The sequence below is a fragment of the Alteromonas sp. H39 genome (assembly GCF_047556435.1).
GTDB lineage: Bacteria > Pseudomonadota > Gammaproteobacteria > Enterobacterales > Alteromonadaceae > Alteromonas.
The window spans coordinates 1,346,164-1,361,870 of the sequence record NZ_CP180210.1 but is presented as its reverse complement, the minus strand read 5'-3'; the positions used below and the strand labels follow the sequence as shown (position 1 = coordinate 1,361,870).

General features: G+C 48.8%; 16 protein-coding genes. 7 read left to right on the top strand and 9 right to left on the bottom strand.

Going from position 1 to position 15,707, the window contains the following annotated elements:
• The first annotated feature begins 118 nt into the window (after nucleotides 1-118).
• Nucleotides 119-586, top strand: a complete 468-nt coding sequence (locus ACLBLI_RS05935) for an Lrp/AsnC family transcriptional regulator (RefSeq protein WP_414830208.1) — start codon at nucleotides 119-121, stop codon at nucleotides 584-586.
• Nucleotides 587-683: 97 nt separating this feature from the next.
• On the opposite strand, the gene maiA is transcribed toward ACLBLI_RS05935, so the two are convergent.
• The 9 genes from maiA to pspA all read right to left on the bottom strand — a co-directional run bounded on the left by maiA (nucleotide 684) and on the right by pspA (nucleotide 9,076).
• Entirely contained in the window at nucleotides 684-1,340 is a 657-nt protein-coding gene (gene maiA / locus ACLBLI_RS05930; RefSeq protein ID WP_414830207.1) for a maleylacetoacetate isomerase, read from the bottom strand.
• A gap of 85 nt (nucleotides 1,341-1,425) precedes the next feature.
• Nucleotides 1,426-2,436 carry a fumarylacetoacetate hydrolase family protein gene (locus tag ACLBLI_RS05925; protein ID WP_414830206.1) on the bottom strand — a complete coding sequence of 337 codons (1,011 nt, stop codon included), beginning with the start codon at nucleotides 2,434-2,436 and terminating at the stop codon, nucleotides 1,426-1,428.
• An 11-nt stretch (nucleotides 2,437-2,447) separates the two neighbouring features.
• The gene (locus tag ACLBLI_RS05920) at nucleotides 2,448-3,596 is read right to left on the bottom strand and encodes a homogentisate 1,2-dioxygenase (RefSeq protein ID WP_414830205.1); all 1,149 of its coding nucleotides are present in this window, start codon (nucleotides 3,594-3,596) and stop codon (nucleotides 2,448-2,450) included.
• Complete coding sequence (gene hppD / locus ACLBLI_RS05915) at nucleotides 3,589-4,680, bottom strand: 4-hydroxyphenylpyruvate dioxygenase (RefSeq protein WP_414830204.1); 1,092 nt, start codon at nucleotides 4,678-4,680, stop codon at nucleotides 3,589-3,591. The genes ACLBLI_RS05920 and hppD overlap by 8 nt, the downstream gene beginning before the upstream one ends.
• A 240-nt stretch (nucleotides 4,681-4,920) precedes the next feature.
• On the bottom strand, nucleotides 4,921-6,477 hold the full coding sequence (gene tyrR, locus ACLBLI_RS05910; protein ID WP_414830203.1) for a transcriptional regulator TyrR: 1,557 nt from the start codon (nucleotides 6,475-6,477) through the stop codon (nucleotides 4,921-4,923).
• A gap of 160 nt (nucleotides 6,478-6,637) precedes the next feature.
• On the bottom strand, nucleotides 6,638-7,438 hold the full coding sequence (gene phhA / locus ACLBLI_RS05905) for a phenylalanine 4-monooxygenase (protein WP_414830202.1): 801 nt from the start codon (nucleotides 7,436-7,438) through the stop codon (nucleotides 6,638-6,640).
• Nucleotides 7,439-7,627: 189 nt separating this feature from the next.
• Nucleotides 7,628-8,089 (bottom strand): envelope stress response membrane protein PspC, encoded by a 462-nt coding sequence (gene pspC / locus ACLBLI_RS05900; RefSeq protein WP_414830201.1) that lies wholly within the window; start codon nucleotides 8,087-8,089, stop codon nucleotides 7,628-7,630.
• On the bottom strand, nucleotides 8,086-8,325 hold the full coding sequence (pspB, locus tag ACLBLI_RS05895; protein WP_218310761.1) for an envelope stress response membrane protein PspB: 240 nt from the start codon (nucleotides 8,323-8,325) through the stop codon (nucleotides 8,086-8,088). Before pspB ends, pspC begins: the two co-directional genes overlap by 4 nt.
• Nucleotides 8,326-8,389: 64 nt before the next feature.
• Nucleotides 8,390-9,076 (bottom strand): phage shock protein PspA, encoded by a 687-nt coding sequence (pspA, locus tag ACLBLI_RS05890; protein WP_414830200.1) that lies wholly within the window; start codon nucleotides 9,074-9,076, stop codon nucleotides 8,390-8,392.
• A 199-nt stretch (nucleotides 9,077-9,275) separates the two neighbouring features.
• Between pspA and pspF the strand changes: the two genes are divergently transcribed.
• The 6 genes from pspF to ACLBLI_RS05860 are packed head-to-tail and all read left to right on the top strand — an operon-like array spanning nucleotide 9,276 to nucleotide 15,707.
• On the top strand, nucleotides 9,276-10,376 hold the full coding sequence (pspF, locus tag ACLBLI_RS05885) for a phage shock protein operon transcriptional activator (protein ID WP_414830199.1): 1,101 nt from the start codon (nucleotides 9,276-9,278) through the stop codon (nucleotides 10,374-10,376).
• A gap of 2 nt (nucleotides 10,377-10,378) precedes the next feature.
• Complete coding sequence (sapA, locus tag ACLBLI_RS05880) at nucleotides 10,379-12,001, top strand: ABC transporter substrate-binding protein SapA (RefSeq protein WP_414830198.1); 1,623 nt, start codon at nucleotides 10,379-10,381, stop codon at nucleotides 11,999-12,001.
• Nucleotides 11,998-13,029: an ABC transporter permease subunit gene (locus tag ACLBLI_RS05875; protein ID WP_414830197.1), complete on the top strand. Its 1,032-nt coding sequence runs from the start codon at nucleotides 11,998-12,000 to the stop codon at nucleotides 13,027-13,029. Before sapA ends, ACLBLI_RS05875 begins: the two co-directional genes overlap by 4 nt.
• On the top strand, nucleotides 13,016-13,909 hold the full coding sequence (locus ACLBLI_RS05870) for an ABC transporter permease subunit (protein WP_414830196.1): 894 nt from the start codon (nucleotides 13,016-13,018) through the stop codon (nucleotides 13,907-13,909). The genes ACLBLI_RS05875 and ACLBLI_RS05870 overlap by 14 nt, the downstream gene beginning before the upstream one ends.
• On the top strand, nucleotides 13,909-14,904 hold the full coding sequence (locus ACLBLI_RS05865; RefSeq protein WP_414830195.1) for an oligopeptide/dipeptide ABC transporter ATP-binding protein: 996 nt from the start codon (nucleotides 13,909-13,911) through the stop codon (nucleotides 14,902-14,904). Before ACLBLI_RS05870 ends, ACLBLI_RS05865 begins: the two co-directional genes overlap by 1 nt.
• Complete coding sequence (locus tag ACLBLI_RS05860; protein WP_414830194.1) at nucleotides 14,901-15,707, top strand: ATP-binding cassette domain-containing protein; 807 nt, start codon at nucleotides 14,901-14,903, stop codon at nucleotides 15,705-15,707. Before ACLBLI_RS05865 ends, ACLBLI_RS05860 begins: the two co-directional genes overlap by 4 nt.

Sequence of the window (15,707 nt, the reverse complement as noted above, 5' to 3'; positions counted from 1 at the left end):
TTAATGGAATTTACAAACTGAAATGCAATCTTTGTAACTTTTCGTAAGCTAGGATATGTATCCTATAAATGTTTTTAATATATAATACGCATCATAATTAGTGTGGAAATAGCCGTTAATGAAACTCGACAAGTTTGACCGCGAGATCCTTCGCGTTTTACAGCAGGATGCAACCGTATCCATGGCCGACCTGAGTCAGCAGGTTGGGCTCTCTCATACACCATGCTGGCGTCGCGTAAAACGTATGGAGGCCGATGGCATCATCCTTAGAAAAGTGACGTTGTTAAACAGCAAAAAACTAAACCTGGGCGTTTCAGTTTTCATTTACGTCACGCTAAAAAATCATGACGGAGATTCCCTCACAGATTTCGAAAATGCGGTACAGTCAATTGATGAAATCGTGGAATGTCATACCACCAGTGGCGAAAAAGATTATTTGCTTAAAGTGATTGTGGAAAGTATTGAAGAATACGAGTATCTGCTTAAAAACAAACTTACTCACCTGCCTCTGGTGGACCACTTAAGCTCAACCTTCGCGTTGAAGCAGGTAAAAAATACTACCGAGCTGCCAATTAAGAACCAATAACGAGAAATAAAAAAAGCGCCGCTGGCGCTTTTTTTATTGGTCTAACCTGACAGCTTTTGACGCTAGAAATACATACAAGGCTGCGATCGCCTCTATCCTAAACCTGAGCATCCGGCTGATTCTCCGGCGCGGCTTTTTGAAAGGCCTCAAGCTGATTACAGTTATCTGCAATTTTGCTGATAAGCGGAAAGCGTGTCATGTCTACGCCGAAGCGCTTTGCGTTATAAACCTGTGGGACCAGACAAACATCTGCCAGCGTCACATCAAAATCGAAGCAGTACTTTCCGGCCTGCGTTTGCAGACGCTGCTCAATGCCTTTGAAGCCTTGCTCTATCCAGTATGCAGCCCATTGTGATACGTTCTCCTGCGAAGCGTCATATCGGGATTTAAGCGCATTTAGCACGCGCAGGTTGCCAATCGGCTGAATATCACAGGCTATATCCTGCGCCAGTGCTGTAACGCGGGCTTTTTCTACTGCATGCTGGGGCAGCAAGCGGAAAGGCTCTGGGTACCGTTCATCTAAAAACGTGATAATGCTCAATGACTGATTCAGAATGATATCTTCATCTTCATCCACAAAGGTTGGCACCAACTCTGCGGGATTAAGACGTCGGTACGCCTCAAGGTGCTGCTCGCCACCTTCTTTTACCAGGTGCACCGGCTTTATTTCGTACTCAAGCCCTTTGAGGTTAAGCGCAATACGTGTTCGGTATGACGCAGTGGAACGCCAGTAGCTGTATAGCTTAAGACTCATAATATTACTCCATGAAGCCTGTTCAAAGCCTGGCGAACCTCAACGCCAGATACGTAACGCGGTCCGCCATGCCCTGATTATAGTCTTAGTTAAGCGGCTTCACCTGCTGCTCAATAGCACCAAAAACAGAATTCCCGTTGTCGTCCAGCATTTCGATACGAATACGATCGCCAAACTGCATAAACGGTGTAGACGGTTTGCCATCACGAATGGTTTCGATCATCCGTACTTCTGCTATGCAGGAATAGCCCACGCCTCCCTCGCTGATGGCAGAACCATGGTCAGTCCCCTGTTTGTTCGATACCGTGCCAGAACCCACTATCGCCCCCGCACCAAGGTTGCGGGACTTCGCAGCGTGAGCTACCAATTGGCCAAAATCAAACGTCATATCCTCACCGGCATGAGGCTTACCGAACAGTGCGCCATTGTAGGTAGAACGTAGCGGCAAATGCACTTTATTGTCTTTCCAGGCCTCCCCCAGCTCGTCGGGAGTCACTGCTACCGGCGAGAAACTTGAAGCGGGTTTCGACTGAAAAAAGCCAAAGCCTTTTGCCAGTTCACCCGGGATAAGCCCGCGTAGCGATACATCATTCACCAGCATCAGCAGGCGGATGCGCGAGGCGGCTTGATCAGCACTACAGGCCATAGGGACATCATCTGTCACGACTGCCACTTCACCTTCAAAATCGATGCCCCACTCATCACTTGGCAGGATAATGTCTTCGTTCGGACCAATAAAGTCGTCCGAGCCGCCCTGATACATCAGCGGATCGGTCCAGAAACTCTCCGGCATTTCCGCACCACGCGCTTTACGCACCAGCTCAACATGATTTACGTACGCACTGCCATCAGCCCACTGATAAGCTCGCGGCAGGGGTGATTCACAGCGGGCTTCCTGAAAAGGCATGCTATCTATCAAATTGTCATTAAGCTCCTGGTAACGCGCTTCCAGCTGTGGAGCTAGGTTCTTCCAGTCATCCAACGCCTGCTGCAAGGTCGCTGCAATATCTGCGACTTCACACGCCCGGCTTAAATCACGCGATACCAACATTAGCTGGCCATCGCGTGTGTCATTTTTGTACGTTGCGAATTTCATAGTCTTCCTTATTACTTGTCGTCGACGCGCCAGCTGTACACGTACTCTGGATTCTCAACCTTCGAGGCATTATCTGAAAACATCAGCGCGTCCCGGGTATCGAGCATAACGGCGACTTCGTCAGTAAACGTCTTCTTATGGGCCCTGCCTGCCGCAAAAGCCTTAGGATGTGGCCCATGGGTAAAACCGGCCGGATGGAACGTCACCATACCTTTTTCGATATTATCCCGACTGAAGAAGTCTCCTTCGTGGTAGAAGAGGACTTCGTCGTAGTCGTCATTATTGTGATAAAACGGCACTTTTAACGCGCCGGGATCGCTCTCAATAGGACGTGGAACGAAGGTACAAATCACAAAGCGGGACGCCACAAACGTCGTGTGTGCTGAAGGTGGCAGATGATAGCGATGACTCATCAGTGGTCTGATATCGCGCCAATTCAACCGGACAACGCAGAGATCGCCGTGCCAGCCTACGGCGTCCAGTGGATTGTAAGGATAGGTGATCCTTGAACGGGACTGATGCCGCTTCACTTCAACATGCCAGGTGCTTTCGTCCTGTTGCGCCAGAAATGTGTCGTTGATCTGTGGAATATCCAGCACCGCAGGGTCAAAGATAGCGTGGCCACCCAGCATGCCTTTATCCGGCAATTGATAGCTGTCATTAGTGGCCTCTATCATCAATACCTGCATCGGCTGGTGCGGTGACAGCCTCCACATCGTGGAGCGTGGCAGTACCACGTAGTCACCCTGAACTACCTTCATGTGACCATAATCGCAGAACAGGTCACCCTCACCTTCATGGATAAATAAGAGATCGTCACCGTCCGCGTTTCTTGCCAGTGCGGTCATCGGCTCTGAGCAATGCCACAAACGATATTGGCAATGTGCGTTAAACAGGATCACAGGCGCATCAAACGGGCTTTTCGTCGCCGGAGAGTTAGCTTTCTCTTCCAGCAAATTCAAATCGAAAGCGCGAGGGCGCAAATTGCCCTCCCACTCTACCCAGCCAGTAGGCGCGTGCTTGTGGTGCATGTGCGTGGCAGGGCCAAAGAAACCACTTCGTCCCAGTTCACGCTCATAAATTCCCTCCTGCGGGAAATCCGCATGCGCCTGTCGGGAATGGGTACCCTGCGCGGCAGGGAATTTAATCCAGTTACGCATTTTGCTTCTCGTCAATCACACCGCGGCGAATTTGATCCTGCTCGATAGACTCAAACAGCGCTTTGAAGTTGCCTTCACCGAAGCCTTCATTCCCTTTGCGCTGAATGATTTCAAAGAAGACCGGCCCGATTACCGTATCGGTAAAGATTTGTAGCAGGATCCCGTCTTTCATCGGTGCACCGTCGATAAGTATTTTCAACTCATGCAGCTTGTCCAGATCTTCTCCATGACCTTCTACGCGGGTATCAACCTGCTCGTAGTAGGTGTCGGGCGTATCCATAAACGCCATGCCACGCGCTTTTAAGTCGCGTACGGTTTGATAAATATCATCGGTGGACAGCGCGATGTGCTGAATACCTTCACCGTTATATTCTTTAATAAACTCTTCAATCTGCGACTTATCATCTGAGGATTCGTTAATCGGAATACGGATCTTGCCGCACGGCGATGTCATGGCTTTGCTTACCAGTCCGGTCAGCTTACCTTCGATATCGAAATAGCGGATCTCGCGGAAGTTACCAATGCGCTCATAAAAATCTGCCCATACTGCCATGTTGCCACGACGTACGTTGTGCGTCAGGTGGTCCAATACCTCAAGGCCTGCACTCGCTTCTTTTACCTTGTCTTGCCAGCCCTCGTAAAAGTTGAAATCCACATCGTAGATATTTTTCTCTTTGTAGCGATCGACAAAGTACAACGTGCTTTCACCAATCCCATAAACCGCAGGGATATTAAGCTCCATAGGGCCTAAGTTACCGACAAATTGCTTAGCGCCATTCTCAAGTGCATGCTTGAGAGCCTTTCCGGCATCTTTCACGCGAAACGCCATTCCGCAAACGCTGGGACCACGCAGGCGTGCAAACTCTTCGGCCTGAGAAGCAGGTTCAGCATTAACGATAAAGTTGATATCGCCCTGCTTGAACAGCCAAACACGCTTGGATTTATGTTGAGCCACTTCAGCAAAGCCCAACGAAGAAAAAAGCGCTTTTAAATCATTGATGCCCTTTTCATCAGCGGCGGTGTACTCCACAAACTCAAAACCATCGGTACCCAGTGGATTGTAAGAAAAATCGTTCGTTGTCATTGTATGCTCCTTTGCGAAAAGGGTACGGCTGTAACGTGTTACGCCATGCGCCTTAACAATTCTTTTGCATACTAGACATCATTTTTTACAATCAGAGAAGTGTCTGGCCTGATATAGGCTTACGTTGGGGAATTGTGAAAAGCGTATAGAAAAATGAACAACAAGAAGAAAGTGAAAAACAAGCCGTAAATTACGCCCCGCACGGACTGCGAGGCGTAAAGCAGGGGTGACAGACTGTAATTAAAATTTTACAGTGCCTTTATTAATCCCATATTCACGCAGCTTGTTGGCTATCGCGGTGTGGCTCAGGCCGAGTTTTTTCGCCAATTGACGGGTGCTGGGGTAAGACGGATATAAACGCCGAAGAAGATCTTTCTCAAACTTCTTAACTTCTTCATCGAGCGTGCCCTCGAAATTTTCATCTATATAGGTAACGCTTGGTGCACAATTGGGAAGCTGAATATCCTCTTTGGTAATTTCGTTGCCATCCAGCAGTGACAAGGCGCGGTATAGCGCATTCTGCAACTGGCGAACATTACCTGGCCAGGGATATTGCTGAAGATATTCTACACAGGACTTACTCAGCTTTGCCGGACGACGACCCAGCTTACCGCTGTGCTGTAAAATAAACGTTTCTGCCAGTGGCACAATATCGGCACGACGCTCTTTTAGCGATGGCATCATCAGGCTTAATACATTCAGGCGATAGTACAGCTCTTTTCTGAAACGCCCTTCTTCTACCAGTTGCCCGAGGTCGCGACAGGTGGTGCAGACAAAGCGCACGTCCACTTCCACCGGCTTATTATCGCCAACCCGACGAAACTCACCATCCTCCAGGACGCGGAGCAGTTTAGCCTGCAATTGCGTTGACATATCGGCAATTTCATCAAGTAGCAAAGTGCCGCCTTTCGCCAGTTCAAGCAGCCCGGCTTTGCCTTCAGGCTGATTATAAGCGCCTGCTGCATAGCCGAATAACTCGGTTTCAGCGACGCTGTCAGGCAATGATGCACAGTTCAGAGCCAGAAACTCTCCGCCGCTCCGCCGGCTGGCCTGATGGCACGCTCTGGCAATCATTTCTTTTCCGGTGCCGGTTTCTCCGAAGATCAGTATTGGCGCATCAAGGTCTGCAACCTGTTTGGCTTCTTTCACGGTTTTACGCATCGCGGATGATGCGGTAATGAAACGCTCAAAGCTGTCTGTTTCAGGCTGGTGAAACGCACTGAATTGCTGACCTAAACGAAGTTCCGACTTAAGGATAACTACTGCACCTGCCATGATTGGGTTATTGTCACCGTCTGGCACAAAGATAGGCAGTACGTCAGCCAGATAGTCCTGCTGGATAAACTTCACTTTGGCAGTCTGATGTTCAGGATTTTTCGACTCCATCCAACGCCCAAAATTAAATCCTTTTACCAGGTCGGCTATTTCCACGCCCTCAATTTCTGTGAAGCTCATTTCGAGGCCGCTGGTTACCGCTTCGTTGCACATCAACACCTGCCCTTTGGTGTCAATGGAGAATACCGGGTCAGGAAGTGTGCGCAATATTGCGGAAATTTGATTTTTCTCCCGCTCTCCCGGCATAAAAGGTGTGGTTTTGACATCGTCAATGCCGTCAATTCGGCGAATCTGCGGCATCAGATGCTGAAAGTCAGCAAACTCAATATTCGGGAAATTAAGAAAGATTTTCCCTGCTGGATCAATTTCGATACCGCGCAGGTCGATTTCGTGTGTGACCAGAATGTCCAACACATCCTGAGTAATTCCCAGACGGTCCTGGCAAATGATTTCTAAGCGCATAACCAATTCTTATGTAAAGTTATTTTTACAGCTTATCACAACTTTATAACTAAGAACCAATAATTTATTACTTTTACGAAGTAGAACCCGGGAAGTTTATTGTCCGGTGCAGGGCGCACCGGACAGGCTGTCTGGAAAATGCCGAAGGCCGTGGAAATGTTTAACTGGCTTGCTTTTCCTTCGGTGGGAATAGTGGATCGTACAATCCCAGCCTTTTTGCTTCAGCCACCAGACTCATGATATCCATTTCCGCCAGTGAAAACAGATCGTCAAACTGTTCGAGGATATAATAAAGTGGTTGCATGATATCAATGCGGTAAGGCGTTCTCAGTGCATCAAGCGGTGTTAACGGGTGGCGCTGAGGCTTGTCGCTTTCCAGCGAATATACTGTCTCCCCTGGCGAAGATAGGATACCACCGCCATAAATACGCAATCCACCAGCCGTCTTCACCAGACCAAATTCCACAGTAAACCAGTACAAACGCGCCAGAAAGACACGGTCTTCTTTACTTGCCGCCAGTCCCAGCTTGCCGTAAGTGTGAGTGAAGTGCGCGAAGGCAGGATTTGTCAGTAACGGGCAGTGGCCAAAGACTTCATGAAAAATGTCAGGCTCCTGCAGATAATCAAATTCTTCACGGGTACGGATGAAAGTTGCCACCGGAAACTGCTTATTCGCCAGCAGTCGGAAAAACTCGGTAAAATTAATCAATGCAGGCACTTCTGCGGTCTGCCAACCGGTTTCGCGCATCAGGACCTTATTGATATCCGGTAACTGTGGGATCCTGTCATTTGTCAGCCCCACCAGTTCCAGCCCGTCTAAATATTGCTGACACGCCCGGTCTTGGATTAAGTCTATCTGACGGGCATACAGTTCTGACCAAATCTGATTTTCGTCATCGCTCCAATGAATGATGCCGTTTTCGTCTGAAGTGCGCGACTTATACTGCGTCGTTTTACCCATTGCCAAAGACCTTCCCGCTAACAATTATGATGTCAGCCAGTCTAATGAAATTCCTGTCGCGCAGAAGTCCCCGGGGGCTTTCTGCCACAGCAACCTGCGTAACACCAAATTTACATATCAATAACGAATAGGTGGGGACAAATAGAAAAAAGGCAGCGGAGTGCTGCCTTCAGAGGTGTATTAAAAACGTTACAGCTTGCTAATCTCACGGTTAAGCTGAAATTCCCGGGAGGTGACATAGCGCTCCATGCTGCGTAAACGGTTCTCGGCTTCAGTAAACCGCTTGCTGATATCGTGAAACGCTTGCTTAGGTGGCTCACCTGCCTGCCAGACCTTAGTCTTAACAGAGACTTTCTGAGAATCGTCACTGTCTGATGAGATAACGTTTCTCCAGCCCTTACCAGTGTGCTGAAACACGTTAGACACCTTCTTCGTAGCAACCGGTTCGTGACCCTGTGGCTTTTTGTCCAGTATAAACCAACCGGCAACATAGGCCACCAGCATGAATGGGCCCGCCAGCAAGAAAAAGCCTGTCACCGCCAGAATCCGAACCAGCCAGCGCTCAATACCAAAATAGTTGGCTATTCCTGCGCACACTCCGGCGATACGAGCGTGCTCGGTATCGCGGTAAAGCGTTCTGCTGTGTCTCATGCCCGGCTCCTCCACTCTGGCGACTCACTATCTAAGATAGCTTCCAGCGTTTTAATGCGGTCTGACATCTTCTCGGCTTTGTCTGCCAGCTCCTGTAATGAAGCGTATTCCTCTGCAGTTAAGCCCTGGTTCACCTGTTTCTTACTGCGATAATGCAGTATCAGCCAGATGGGTGCGACGAAAATCATAAAGATAATCAGCGGCGCGATAACTAAAGCTACAATTCCCTCTTCCATAACCATACCTCCTCTAAGACGGTGATGTGTTGACCCGCGTCATCCTGACGCGTGGGGTACAAACTTATTCTTTTGCTTTTGAAGGCTTCTTATCGCCGCCTTTCATTTTGGCTTTCAAAGCGGCAAGCTCTTCATCAATCTTATCACCGGCTTCTAATTCGGCAAATTCATCATTTAATGTCTTCTTGCCGAGGTCATAAGCGTCGACCTGCGACTCTAAATCGTCAATCTTGCGTTCGTATTGCTCAAAGCGCCCCATCGCATTATCAACTTTGGAACTATCCAGCGTACGTTTGACTTCAAGACGTGAACTCGCCGTCTTCTGACGCATGATGATGGTTTTCTGACGTGCTTTGGCATCCGCCAGTTTCTCCTGAAGCTGACTGATTTCGTCCTGCAATTTGGAAATCTGCTCTTCGACAATCCCCAGCTCTTTTTTCAGTGTTTCAGCCGCTTCTGCACACTTCTTTTTCTCCTGAAGTGCAGCCCGTGCCAGATCTTCACGATCTTTGCTCAGTGCCAGCTCTGCTTTTGCAGCCCAGTCTGAAGCATCAGATTCGTACTTACTGATTTGCGCTACAATCTCTTTCTTGCTGGCCAGTGTCTTTGCCGATGCAGAGCGCACTTCAACCAGCGTATCTTCCATTTCCTGAATAATGAGACGAACCATTTTTTCAGGATCTTCAGCCTTATCCAGCAATGAATTGATATTAGAATTCACTATGTCAGTGAAACGCGAGAAGATACCCATAATATTTACCTCTAACTCGTGTTGAAAAGATGCACTAAGGCATTCGTTGGATAGTACTATTCAAATTGCTTGCCAATCAGTCCGGTTTTTTAACCTGTTGTTACTTAAGCGCTTTTTTGTGTATAAATACTTATCGAATCTGAAGTCATTTTAAACTACACTATTAATTGGTCGAAATGACTAACATTTGAGGGAATTAATGAGTCGCTACCGACAACAGGATAATTTACTGGGCCAGGCAAACAGTTTTCTGGAAGTGCTGGAACAAATTTCACAACTCGCGCCATTGAATAAACCAGTATTGGTAATCGGTGAGCGCGGCACGGGTAAAGAGCTGATTGCTGCGCGCTTGCACTACCTGTCTCACCGGTGGGACCAGAACTACCTTAAGCTAAACTGCGCGGCGCTAAATGAAAGCCTGTTAGAAAGCGAGTTATTCGGTTACGAAGCCGGGGCGTTTACGGGGGCGGCTAAACGTCGTGAGGGGCGTTTTGAAGTAGCTCACAATGGCACATTATTTTTAGATGAACTGGCAAATACATCGGGGTTGATTCAGGAAAAATTGCTTCGCGTTATTGAATACGGTGAGTTTGAGCGTGTAGGCGGAAGTAAAACCATAAAAACCGACGTACGTCTGGTTGCCGCAACCAACGAAGACTTACCTGCACTGGCTGACGCAGGCGAATTTCGTGCAGACCTGTTAGATCGACTGGCGTTCGACGTTATCACTATCCCACCGCTTCGCGAGCGCCGTGAGGACATTATGATGCTGGCTGAACATTTCGCCATTAATATGGCCCGCGAACTGGAGATGGAGCTATTCAGCGGGTTTACGGAAAAAGCCAGACGGATACTGTTGGAATATGACTGGCCCGGCAACATTCGTGAATTGAAAAACGTGGTGGAAAGAGCGGTTTACCGCACAAACAACCCGCATCTGCCAGTGCATGAAATATCCCTTGACCCCTTCGAATCTCCGTTCAGGCCAAAATCACGCATCAAAACGGCCGATCGGATCAGTTCGCCCGCACCTGCAGCGCCAGTTAACAGTGAGCCATCAGAAATTATCGCCGCCAATGAGCCTGCTGTCGCAACAGCGCCAGAACCACTTAGTTATCCAATCGATCTTAAAGAACGTTCACAGCAGTTCGAGATAGAGATGCTCCAGCAAGCTCTCGAAGATAGTCAGTACAATCAGAAAAAGACCGCTGAAAAGCTCAGTCTTACTTATCATCAGTTGCGAGGTTATCTAAAGAAATATAATCTGTTGGACTCTTCCGCAGAATCAATGGGATCCTGAGCATGTTTGCAGGTTTTATCAGACGTTGTTGTGTCATTCTGACCACTGCGCTGTGTGTTACTGCGTGCTCCAAAAGTCCTCAGGAGTCTTTTTATCAGTCAGGAATTGTATACTGCTCAGAAAGTAACCCAGTTAACTTTAATCCTCAGTTAGATACTTCTGGGACGACCTCCGATGCCACTTCCCATCAGATTTATGGGCGACTGTTAGATTTTGAACCTGACACAGGTCGCATTATTCCCAGCCTTGCTGAAAGCTGGCTGATCTCAGATGACGGGTTGACCTACACGTTTCAGTTACGTAAAGACGTTAACTTTCACACTACTGACTATTTCACACCAAGCCGGACGTTCAACGCCGATGACGTGCTGTTCAGTATCAATCGCTGGCGCTTGCCGTCGCACCCTTATCACAATGTGTCCGGCGGCCGTTACCCCTACTTTGAAAGTCTCGGGCTGGCGGAAAATATAACCAGCGTGTCACGTATTAACGGCTACCGGGTCGAAATCACTTTACAGCGCAGGGACAGCTCGTTTCTGGCCAACCTGGCAACCGACTTTTCTATCATTCTTTCAGAAGAGTATGCCCAACAGCTGTTGAACCGGGGTGTGCCAGAGCGAATAGATCACTTCCCTGTCGGCACTGGCCCGTTTAAGTACGACAGTTATCGTAAGGACCACTTTATCCGTTATCAGCGTAACGACGCATACTGGAAAGATGAAATTACTGCCGAACACCTGATTTACGACATCACACCAAAAAGTTCGTTACGTCTCGCGAAATTGATTACCAGTGAATGTGATGCGATTGCATTTCCTGCACAGACGGAGCTGGATATAATCCGCAATCGTGAAAATTTATTACTGGCAGAAAAACCCGGGCTCAACATTGGCTTCTGGGCTTTCAACACTCAGCGCCCGCCCTTTGACAATCCTGATGTCCGCCGGGCACTGGCCTTTGCGATAGATAAAAACACGTTGTTAGAAGCGGTGTATCTTGGCAGTGCCACCCGGGCAAAAACACTTTTACCGGGCGCAAGCTGGGCGTATCAGGCTGACGCTGACGATACTGCTTATAACCCGGTGCTGGCCCGCAAATTATTGGATGACGCCGGCGTAGAGCCGGGCTTCACCATGACGATCTGGGCGATGCCGGTAGAACGGGCCTACAATCCTAATGCCGCTAAGATGGCCGAGCTCATCCAGCGTTACCTGGCTGATGTAGGTATTCGCGCGACGATAGTTACCTACGACTGGACCACGTTCCGGCGTCATTTGCGTGAGGGACTGCACGACTCCGTATTGATTGGCTGGTCAGCTGATAACGGCGACCCTGACAACTTTTATCGGCCACTGCTGAGTTGTGGTGCGATCCCTTCCGGCACGAATCGCGCCATGTGGTGTAATAATGACTACGATACGTTGCTCAACGAAGCCCTTCAGACCGAAGACACCGCACAACGTAAAGCTATCTATCAGCAGGTCAACCGCTTGCTCTATGAACAACTTCCCATTGTTCCCATCGCACATGCCTATCGGTATCGCGCTTATCGGGATGAACTGGAGGGCATGACAATAAACCCTTATGGTGGAGTCAGATTTGGTGGGGTATCAAAAGCGCTGTGATTACTATTCTTACCCGATACCTGACGTTGTTTGTATTGACACTGCTGGTGCTGGCGGCGCTGTCCTTCTCGCTGGCGTACCTTTTTCCCGGTGACGTGCTAACCAATCTTACCGGTATCACGCCACAGAACGAGATTCAGCGTGAGGCCTTAGCAAGACAGTATAAGCTGGATCAGGGTTACGTATTTCAGTTTATTCATTATCTTGGACAATTACTAAACGGTAACTGGGGCTACAGCTTCATTTCCGGGCTGCCGCTTCGTGATGAAATCGGTATTGCCATGCCCGCCACAATTGAACTGAGTACCTATGCAATGCTAATCGCTATTGTTATTGGTATTCCAGTGGGCTATTACGCGGGAATGAAAAGCTATACGACGGCAGATCACACCATAAACTCAATCAGCCTTTTCAGTTATTCGTTCCCCGTATACTGGCTGGCGCTGGTATTCATTCTGGTATTCAGCCTGGAACTGGGAGTTGCACCGCTATCCGGCAGAATTAGTCTGCTTTTCGATATTCCCAACGTAACAGGCTTTATTCTTATCGATACATTGCTGGTCAAAGATATCGACCGTAGCCTGGCATTTCGTGACGCTTTGCACCACATGGTACTGCCAACACTTGCCATTGCAATCATTACAACTGCCGCCATGATACGCCTCACCCGACGCTCAGTGATTGACGTGCTCAGTCGCCCCTATATCACTGCTGCCCGCTCACGCGGCTTGTCACGCTGGCAGATTTTTTCGCGTCACATTCTGCGTAACGCCCTGCTGCCAATTTTGCCTTTGATGGCAATTCAGATTACCACGCTAATCACCAACGCGATGATTGTAGAAACCTTGTTTTCCTGGCCAGGTATTGGAAACTGGCTGATTCAGGCAATCTATCAACGCGACTACCCGGCTCTCAGAGTTGGTATGCTTGCGGTATCTACCCTGGTCATTACACTGACCATTCTGATCGACCTATTTAACCGGCTCATTGATCCAAGCAGGGAAAAATACGAACGTGGCACAGTTTAGTCTTTACGAAGAAGAATATCATCCGTCACCACTGCAACGAACGTGGCACGAATTCCGTGCGAGCCATGTGGCGTTTGTTGGCTTGATCGTGCTGGGAATTTTCCTGTTCTTTTCGCTGTTTGCGCCGCTGGTTGCACCCTACGACCCGATTGCACAGAATATTGATGCATTGCTTATTCCCCCCAGCTGGGAAGTAAACGGCAGCATCAGTCACTTGTTCGGGACTGATGCGCTGGGACGGGACGTGTTCTCCAGAATCATTTACGGCTGTCGGGTAACCTTAGGCAGTAGTATCATTCTGGTATTGCTGGCGATGCTGGTTGGAGTCAGCATAGGCACCATGGCAGGAATGATGAGAGGTGTACGCTCCAGTGTAATCAATCACCTGCTTGATGCGCTTATGGCAATCCCAACTTTGCTAATTGCGATTATTATTGTGGCAATCCTGGGGACCGGCCTGGTAAACAGTATGTGGGCTATTACGCTGGCTCTCATTCCGCAATTTATTCACCATACCCGCTCTTTTGTCCGGGCGGAGATGAAAAAGGAATATATACTGGCATCTCGTCTCGACGGTGCCAGTAACCGACAAATCTTTTTCAATTCAATTTTACCTAACATGATCGAAATGCTGGTCGTGCAAGGGACGCTGTCATTGTCTATTGCGGTGATCGATATATCCGCGCTGGGATTTCTAAACCTTGGGGCGCAGCCCCCGCTGCCTGAGTTGGGAGCCATACTGGCTGACGGTCTTGATGTGGCCTATCTCGCGCCATGGAACGTCGCCCTGCCGGGACTGACTATCTTCCTTATGGTATTGGCCATTAACATTGTTGGCGATGGATTGCGCTCAGCACTACGTAAGAGGTTAAGCCACTAATGCCAATGCTCGATATTAAAAACCTGACACTGGAAATAGACACCGGTCAGGGCATGGTGAAAGCATTAGATAAAGTGAACCTTACCGTGAATAGTGGTGAAATCCGGGCTCTGGTCGGTGAATCAGGTTCGGGCAAAAGTTTAATTGTGTCAGCCATTTCTGGCGCGCTGCCTGGCCAGTGGCGATTAACTGCGGACCGGTTAAGCTGGAAAGGGGAAAGCTTATTAAGCATGACAGCGGAAGAACGACGGGAAGTTATGCGTCGTGATATCGCAGTAGTATTTCAGAATCCGGTGACAGCACTGGACCCGTCGGCAACACTGGGAGAACAATTAGAAGAAGGGATCCCAGAGGAATTTGTTGAGGGGAGTTGGTTCTGGCAACGAAAACAACACCGTAAAAAAATTGCAGTCAGCACCGTACATAAAGTCGGTATTAAATATCACAAGCACTACCTAAGTGCTTATCCCCATCAGGTGCCTACAGACATCTGTCAGAAATTTATGATTGCGATGGCACTGGTATCGCAGCCAAAACTGCTGATTGCCGATGACCCTACACGCGGTATGGAAACCACGACCAAGACACAAATCCTTAAATTGTTTACGCGATTGAATCAGACCAAGTCGTTATCAATATTGTTTGTCAGTCACGATTTGCTAGCGATAGCCAGCATGTGCCATACCATGACCGTCCTGTATGCAGGTCAGACCGTAGAGTCCGGTAAGATGAAGCACATACGTAAGCGCCCACTGCACCCATATACTAAGGCGCTTTTAGATAGTGCCCCAAGCTTCCGAACAAACCTGCCGCCCAAGTCAATACTGCCGACTCTGGAAGGTACAATCCCGCCGCTACAACATATGCCCATTGGGTGTCGTTTGGGCCCTCGCTGCCCCAGGGCGCAGAGAGATTGCGTTATCACCCCTGTCGTTCGCCGAATCCACGACCATACGTATAATTGCCACTTCCCGCTACATATGGAGAAGCTATGACAGACGTGATGCAGGTAAAGGGACTGACATTTCGTCACAGCGATACTAAGCGCTGGCTGAAGCGTCCTGAAATATTCAAGCTCGGCCCCATTGATATGACGGTAAAGCGCGGCGAAACCATTGCTATTATTGGCGAGAACCGGGCGGGAAAGTCGCTGTTGGCTAAGTTATTGGTTGGTGCTCTGGCTGCTGACGATGGTGAGATTCTGCTGAATAACGAGCTGTACAATGCCCGGGTGAAAACTTCTGCCAAAGAACAATCACGAACACACGATATCCGTATGATTTTCCAGCACAGTAGTGAAGCGATGAACCCGGGGATCCCGGTGGGAAAGATTTTGGATGAGCCGCTTCGACTCAATACCACGTTGTCTGATATTGAGCGCAAGAAAGTCATTGAAGAGACGTTAAAAAAGGTCGGACTGCTGAGAGAGCACTATTATTATTACCGTCATATGTTATCAGATGGACAGCAACAGCGCGTAGCGCTGGCCCGTTCTATCATGCTGCAACCCAAAGTACTGGTTGCCGATGAACCCTTTGCCGCGCTCGATCCGTCGATTCGATCGCAAACGGTTAACCTGATTCTAAAGCTGCAACAGGAAATGGGGCTGGCGTTTATCTTCATTTCTCACAATTTAGGTATCGTCCGTCATATTGCCGATAAAATCGTAGTGATGGAAAACGGCGAAATCGTTGAGTCGGGGAAAACTGAAACTATATTCCGGTGGCCGCAGCATGAGCTCACTAAAAAGCTGATCATGGCTTATCAGTCGTTGGTGCCTCAGCAAACCCTTCGCTAG

Excerpts from the sequence above, each read along its gene's own strand:
- ACLBLI_RS05865 (WP_414830195.1), top strand. The coding sequence starts at position 13,909 with ATGCCAATGCTCGATATTAAAAACCTGACACTGGAAATAGACACCGGT.
- ACLBLI_RS05860 (WP_414830194.1), top strand. The coding sequence starts at position 14,901 with ATGACAGACGTGATGCAGGTAAAGGGACTGACATTTCGTCACAGCGAT.
- pspF (WP_414830199.1), top strand. The coding sequence starts at position 9,276 with ATGAGTCGCTACCGACAACAGGATAATTTACTGGGCCAGGCAAACAGT.
- ACLBLI_RS05920 (WP_414830205.1), bottom strand. The coding sequence starts at position 3,596 with ATGCGTAACTGGATTAAATTCCCTGCCGCGCAGGGTACCCATTCCCGA.
- pspA (WP_414830200.1), bottom strand. The coding sequence starts at position 9,076 with ATGGGTATCTTCTCGCGTTTCACTGACATAGTGAATTCTAATATCAAT.
- ACLBLI_RS05935 (WP_414830208.1), top strand. The coding sequence starts at position 119 with ATGAAACTCGACAAGTTTGACCGCGAGATCCTTCGCGTTTTACAGCAG.
- sapA (WP_414830198.1), top strand. The coding sequence starts at position 10,379 with ATGTTTGCAGGTTTTATCAGACGTTGTTGTGTCATTCTGACCACTGCG.
- phhA (WP_414830202.1), bottom strand. The coding sequence starts at position 7,438 with ATGGGTAAAACGACGCAGTATAAGTCGCGCACTTCAGACGAAAACGGC.
- hppD (WP_414830204.1), bottom strand. The coding sequence starts at position 4,680 with ATGACAACGAACGATTTTTCTTACAATCCACTGGGTACCGATGGTTTT.
- maiA (WP_414830207.1), bottom strand. The coding sequence starts at position 1,340 with ATGAGTCTTAAGCTATACAGCTACTGGCGTTCCACTGCGTCATACCGA.
- pspC (WP_414830201.1), bottom strand. The coding sequence starts at position 8,089 with ATGAGACACAGCAGAACGCTTTACCGCGATACCGAGCACGCTCGTATC.
- ACLBLI_RS05925 (WP_414830206.1), bottom strand. The coding sequence starts at position 2,436 with ATGAAATTCGCAACGTACAAAAATGACACACGCGATGGCCAGCTAATG.
- pspB (WP_218310761.1), bottom strand. The coding sequence starts at position 8,325 with ATGGAAGAGGGAATTGTAGCTTTAGTTATCGCGCCGCTGATTATCTTT.
- tyrR (WP_414830203.1), bottom strand. The coding sequence starts at position 6,477 with ATGCGCTTAGAAATCATTTGCCAGGACCGTCTGGGAATTACTCAGGAT.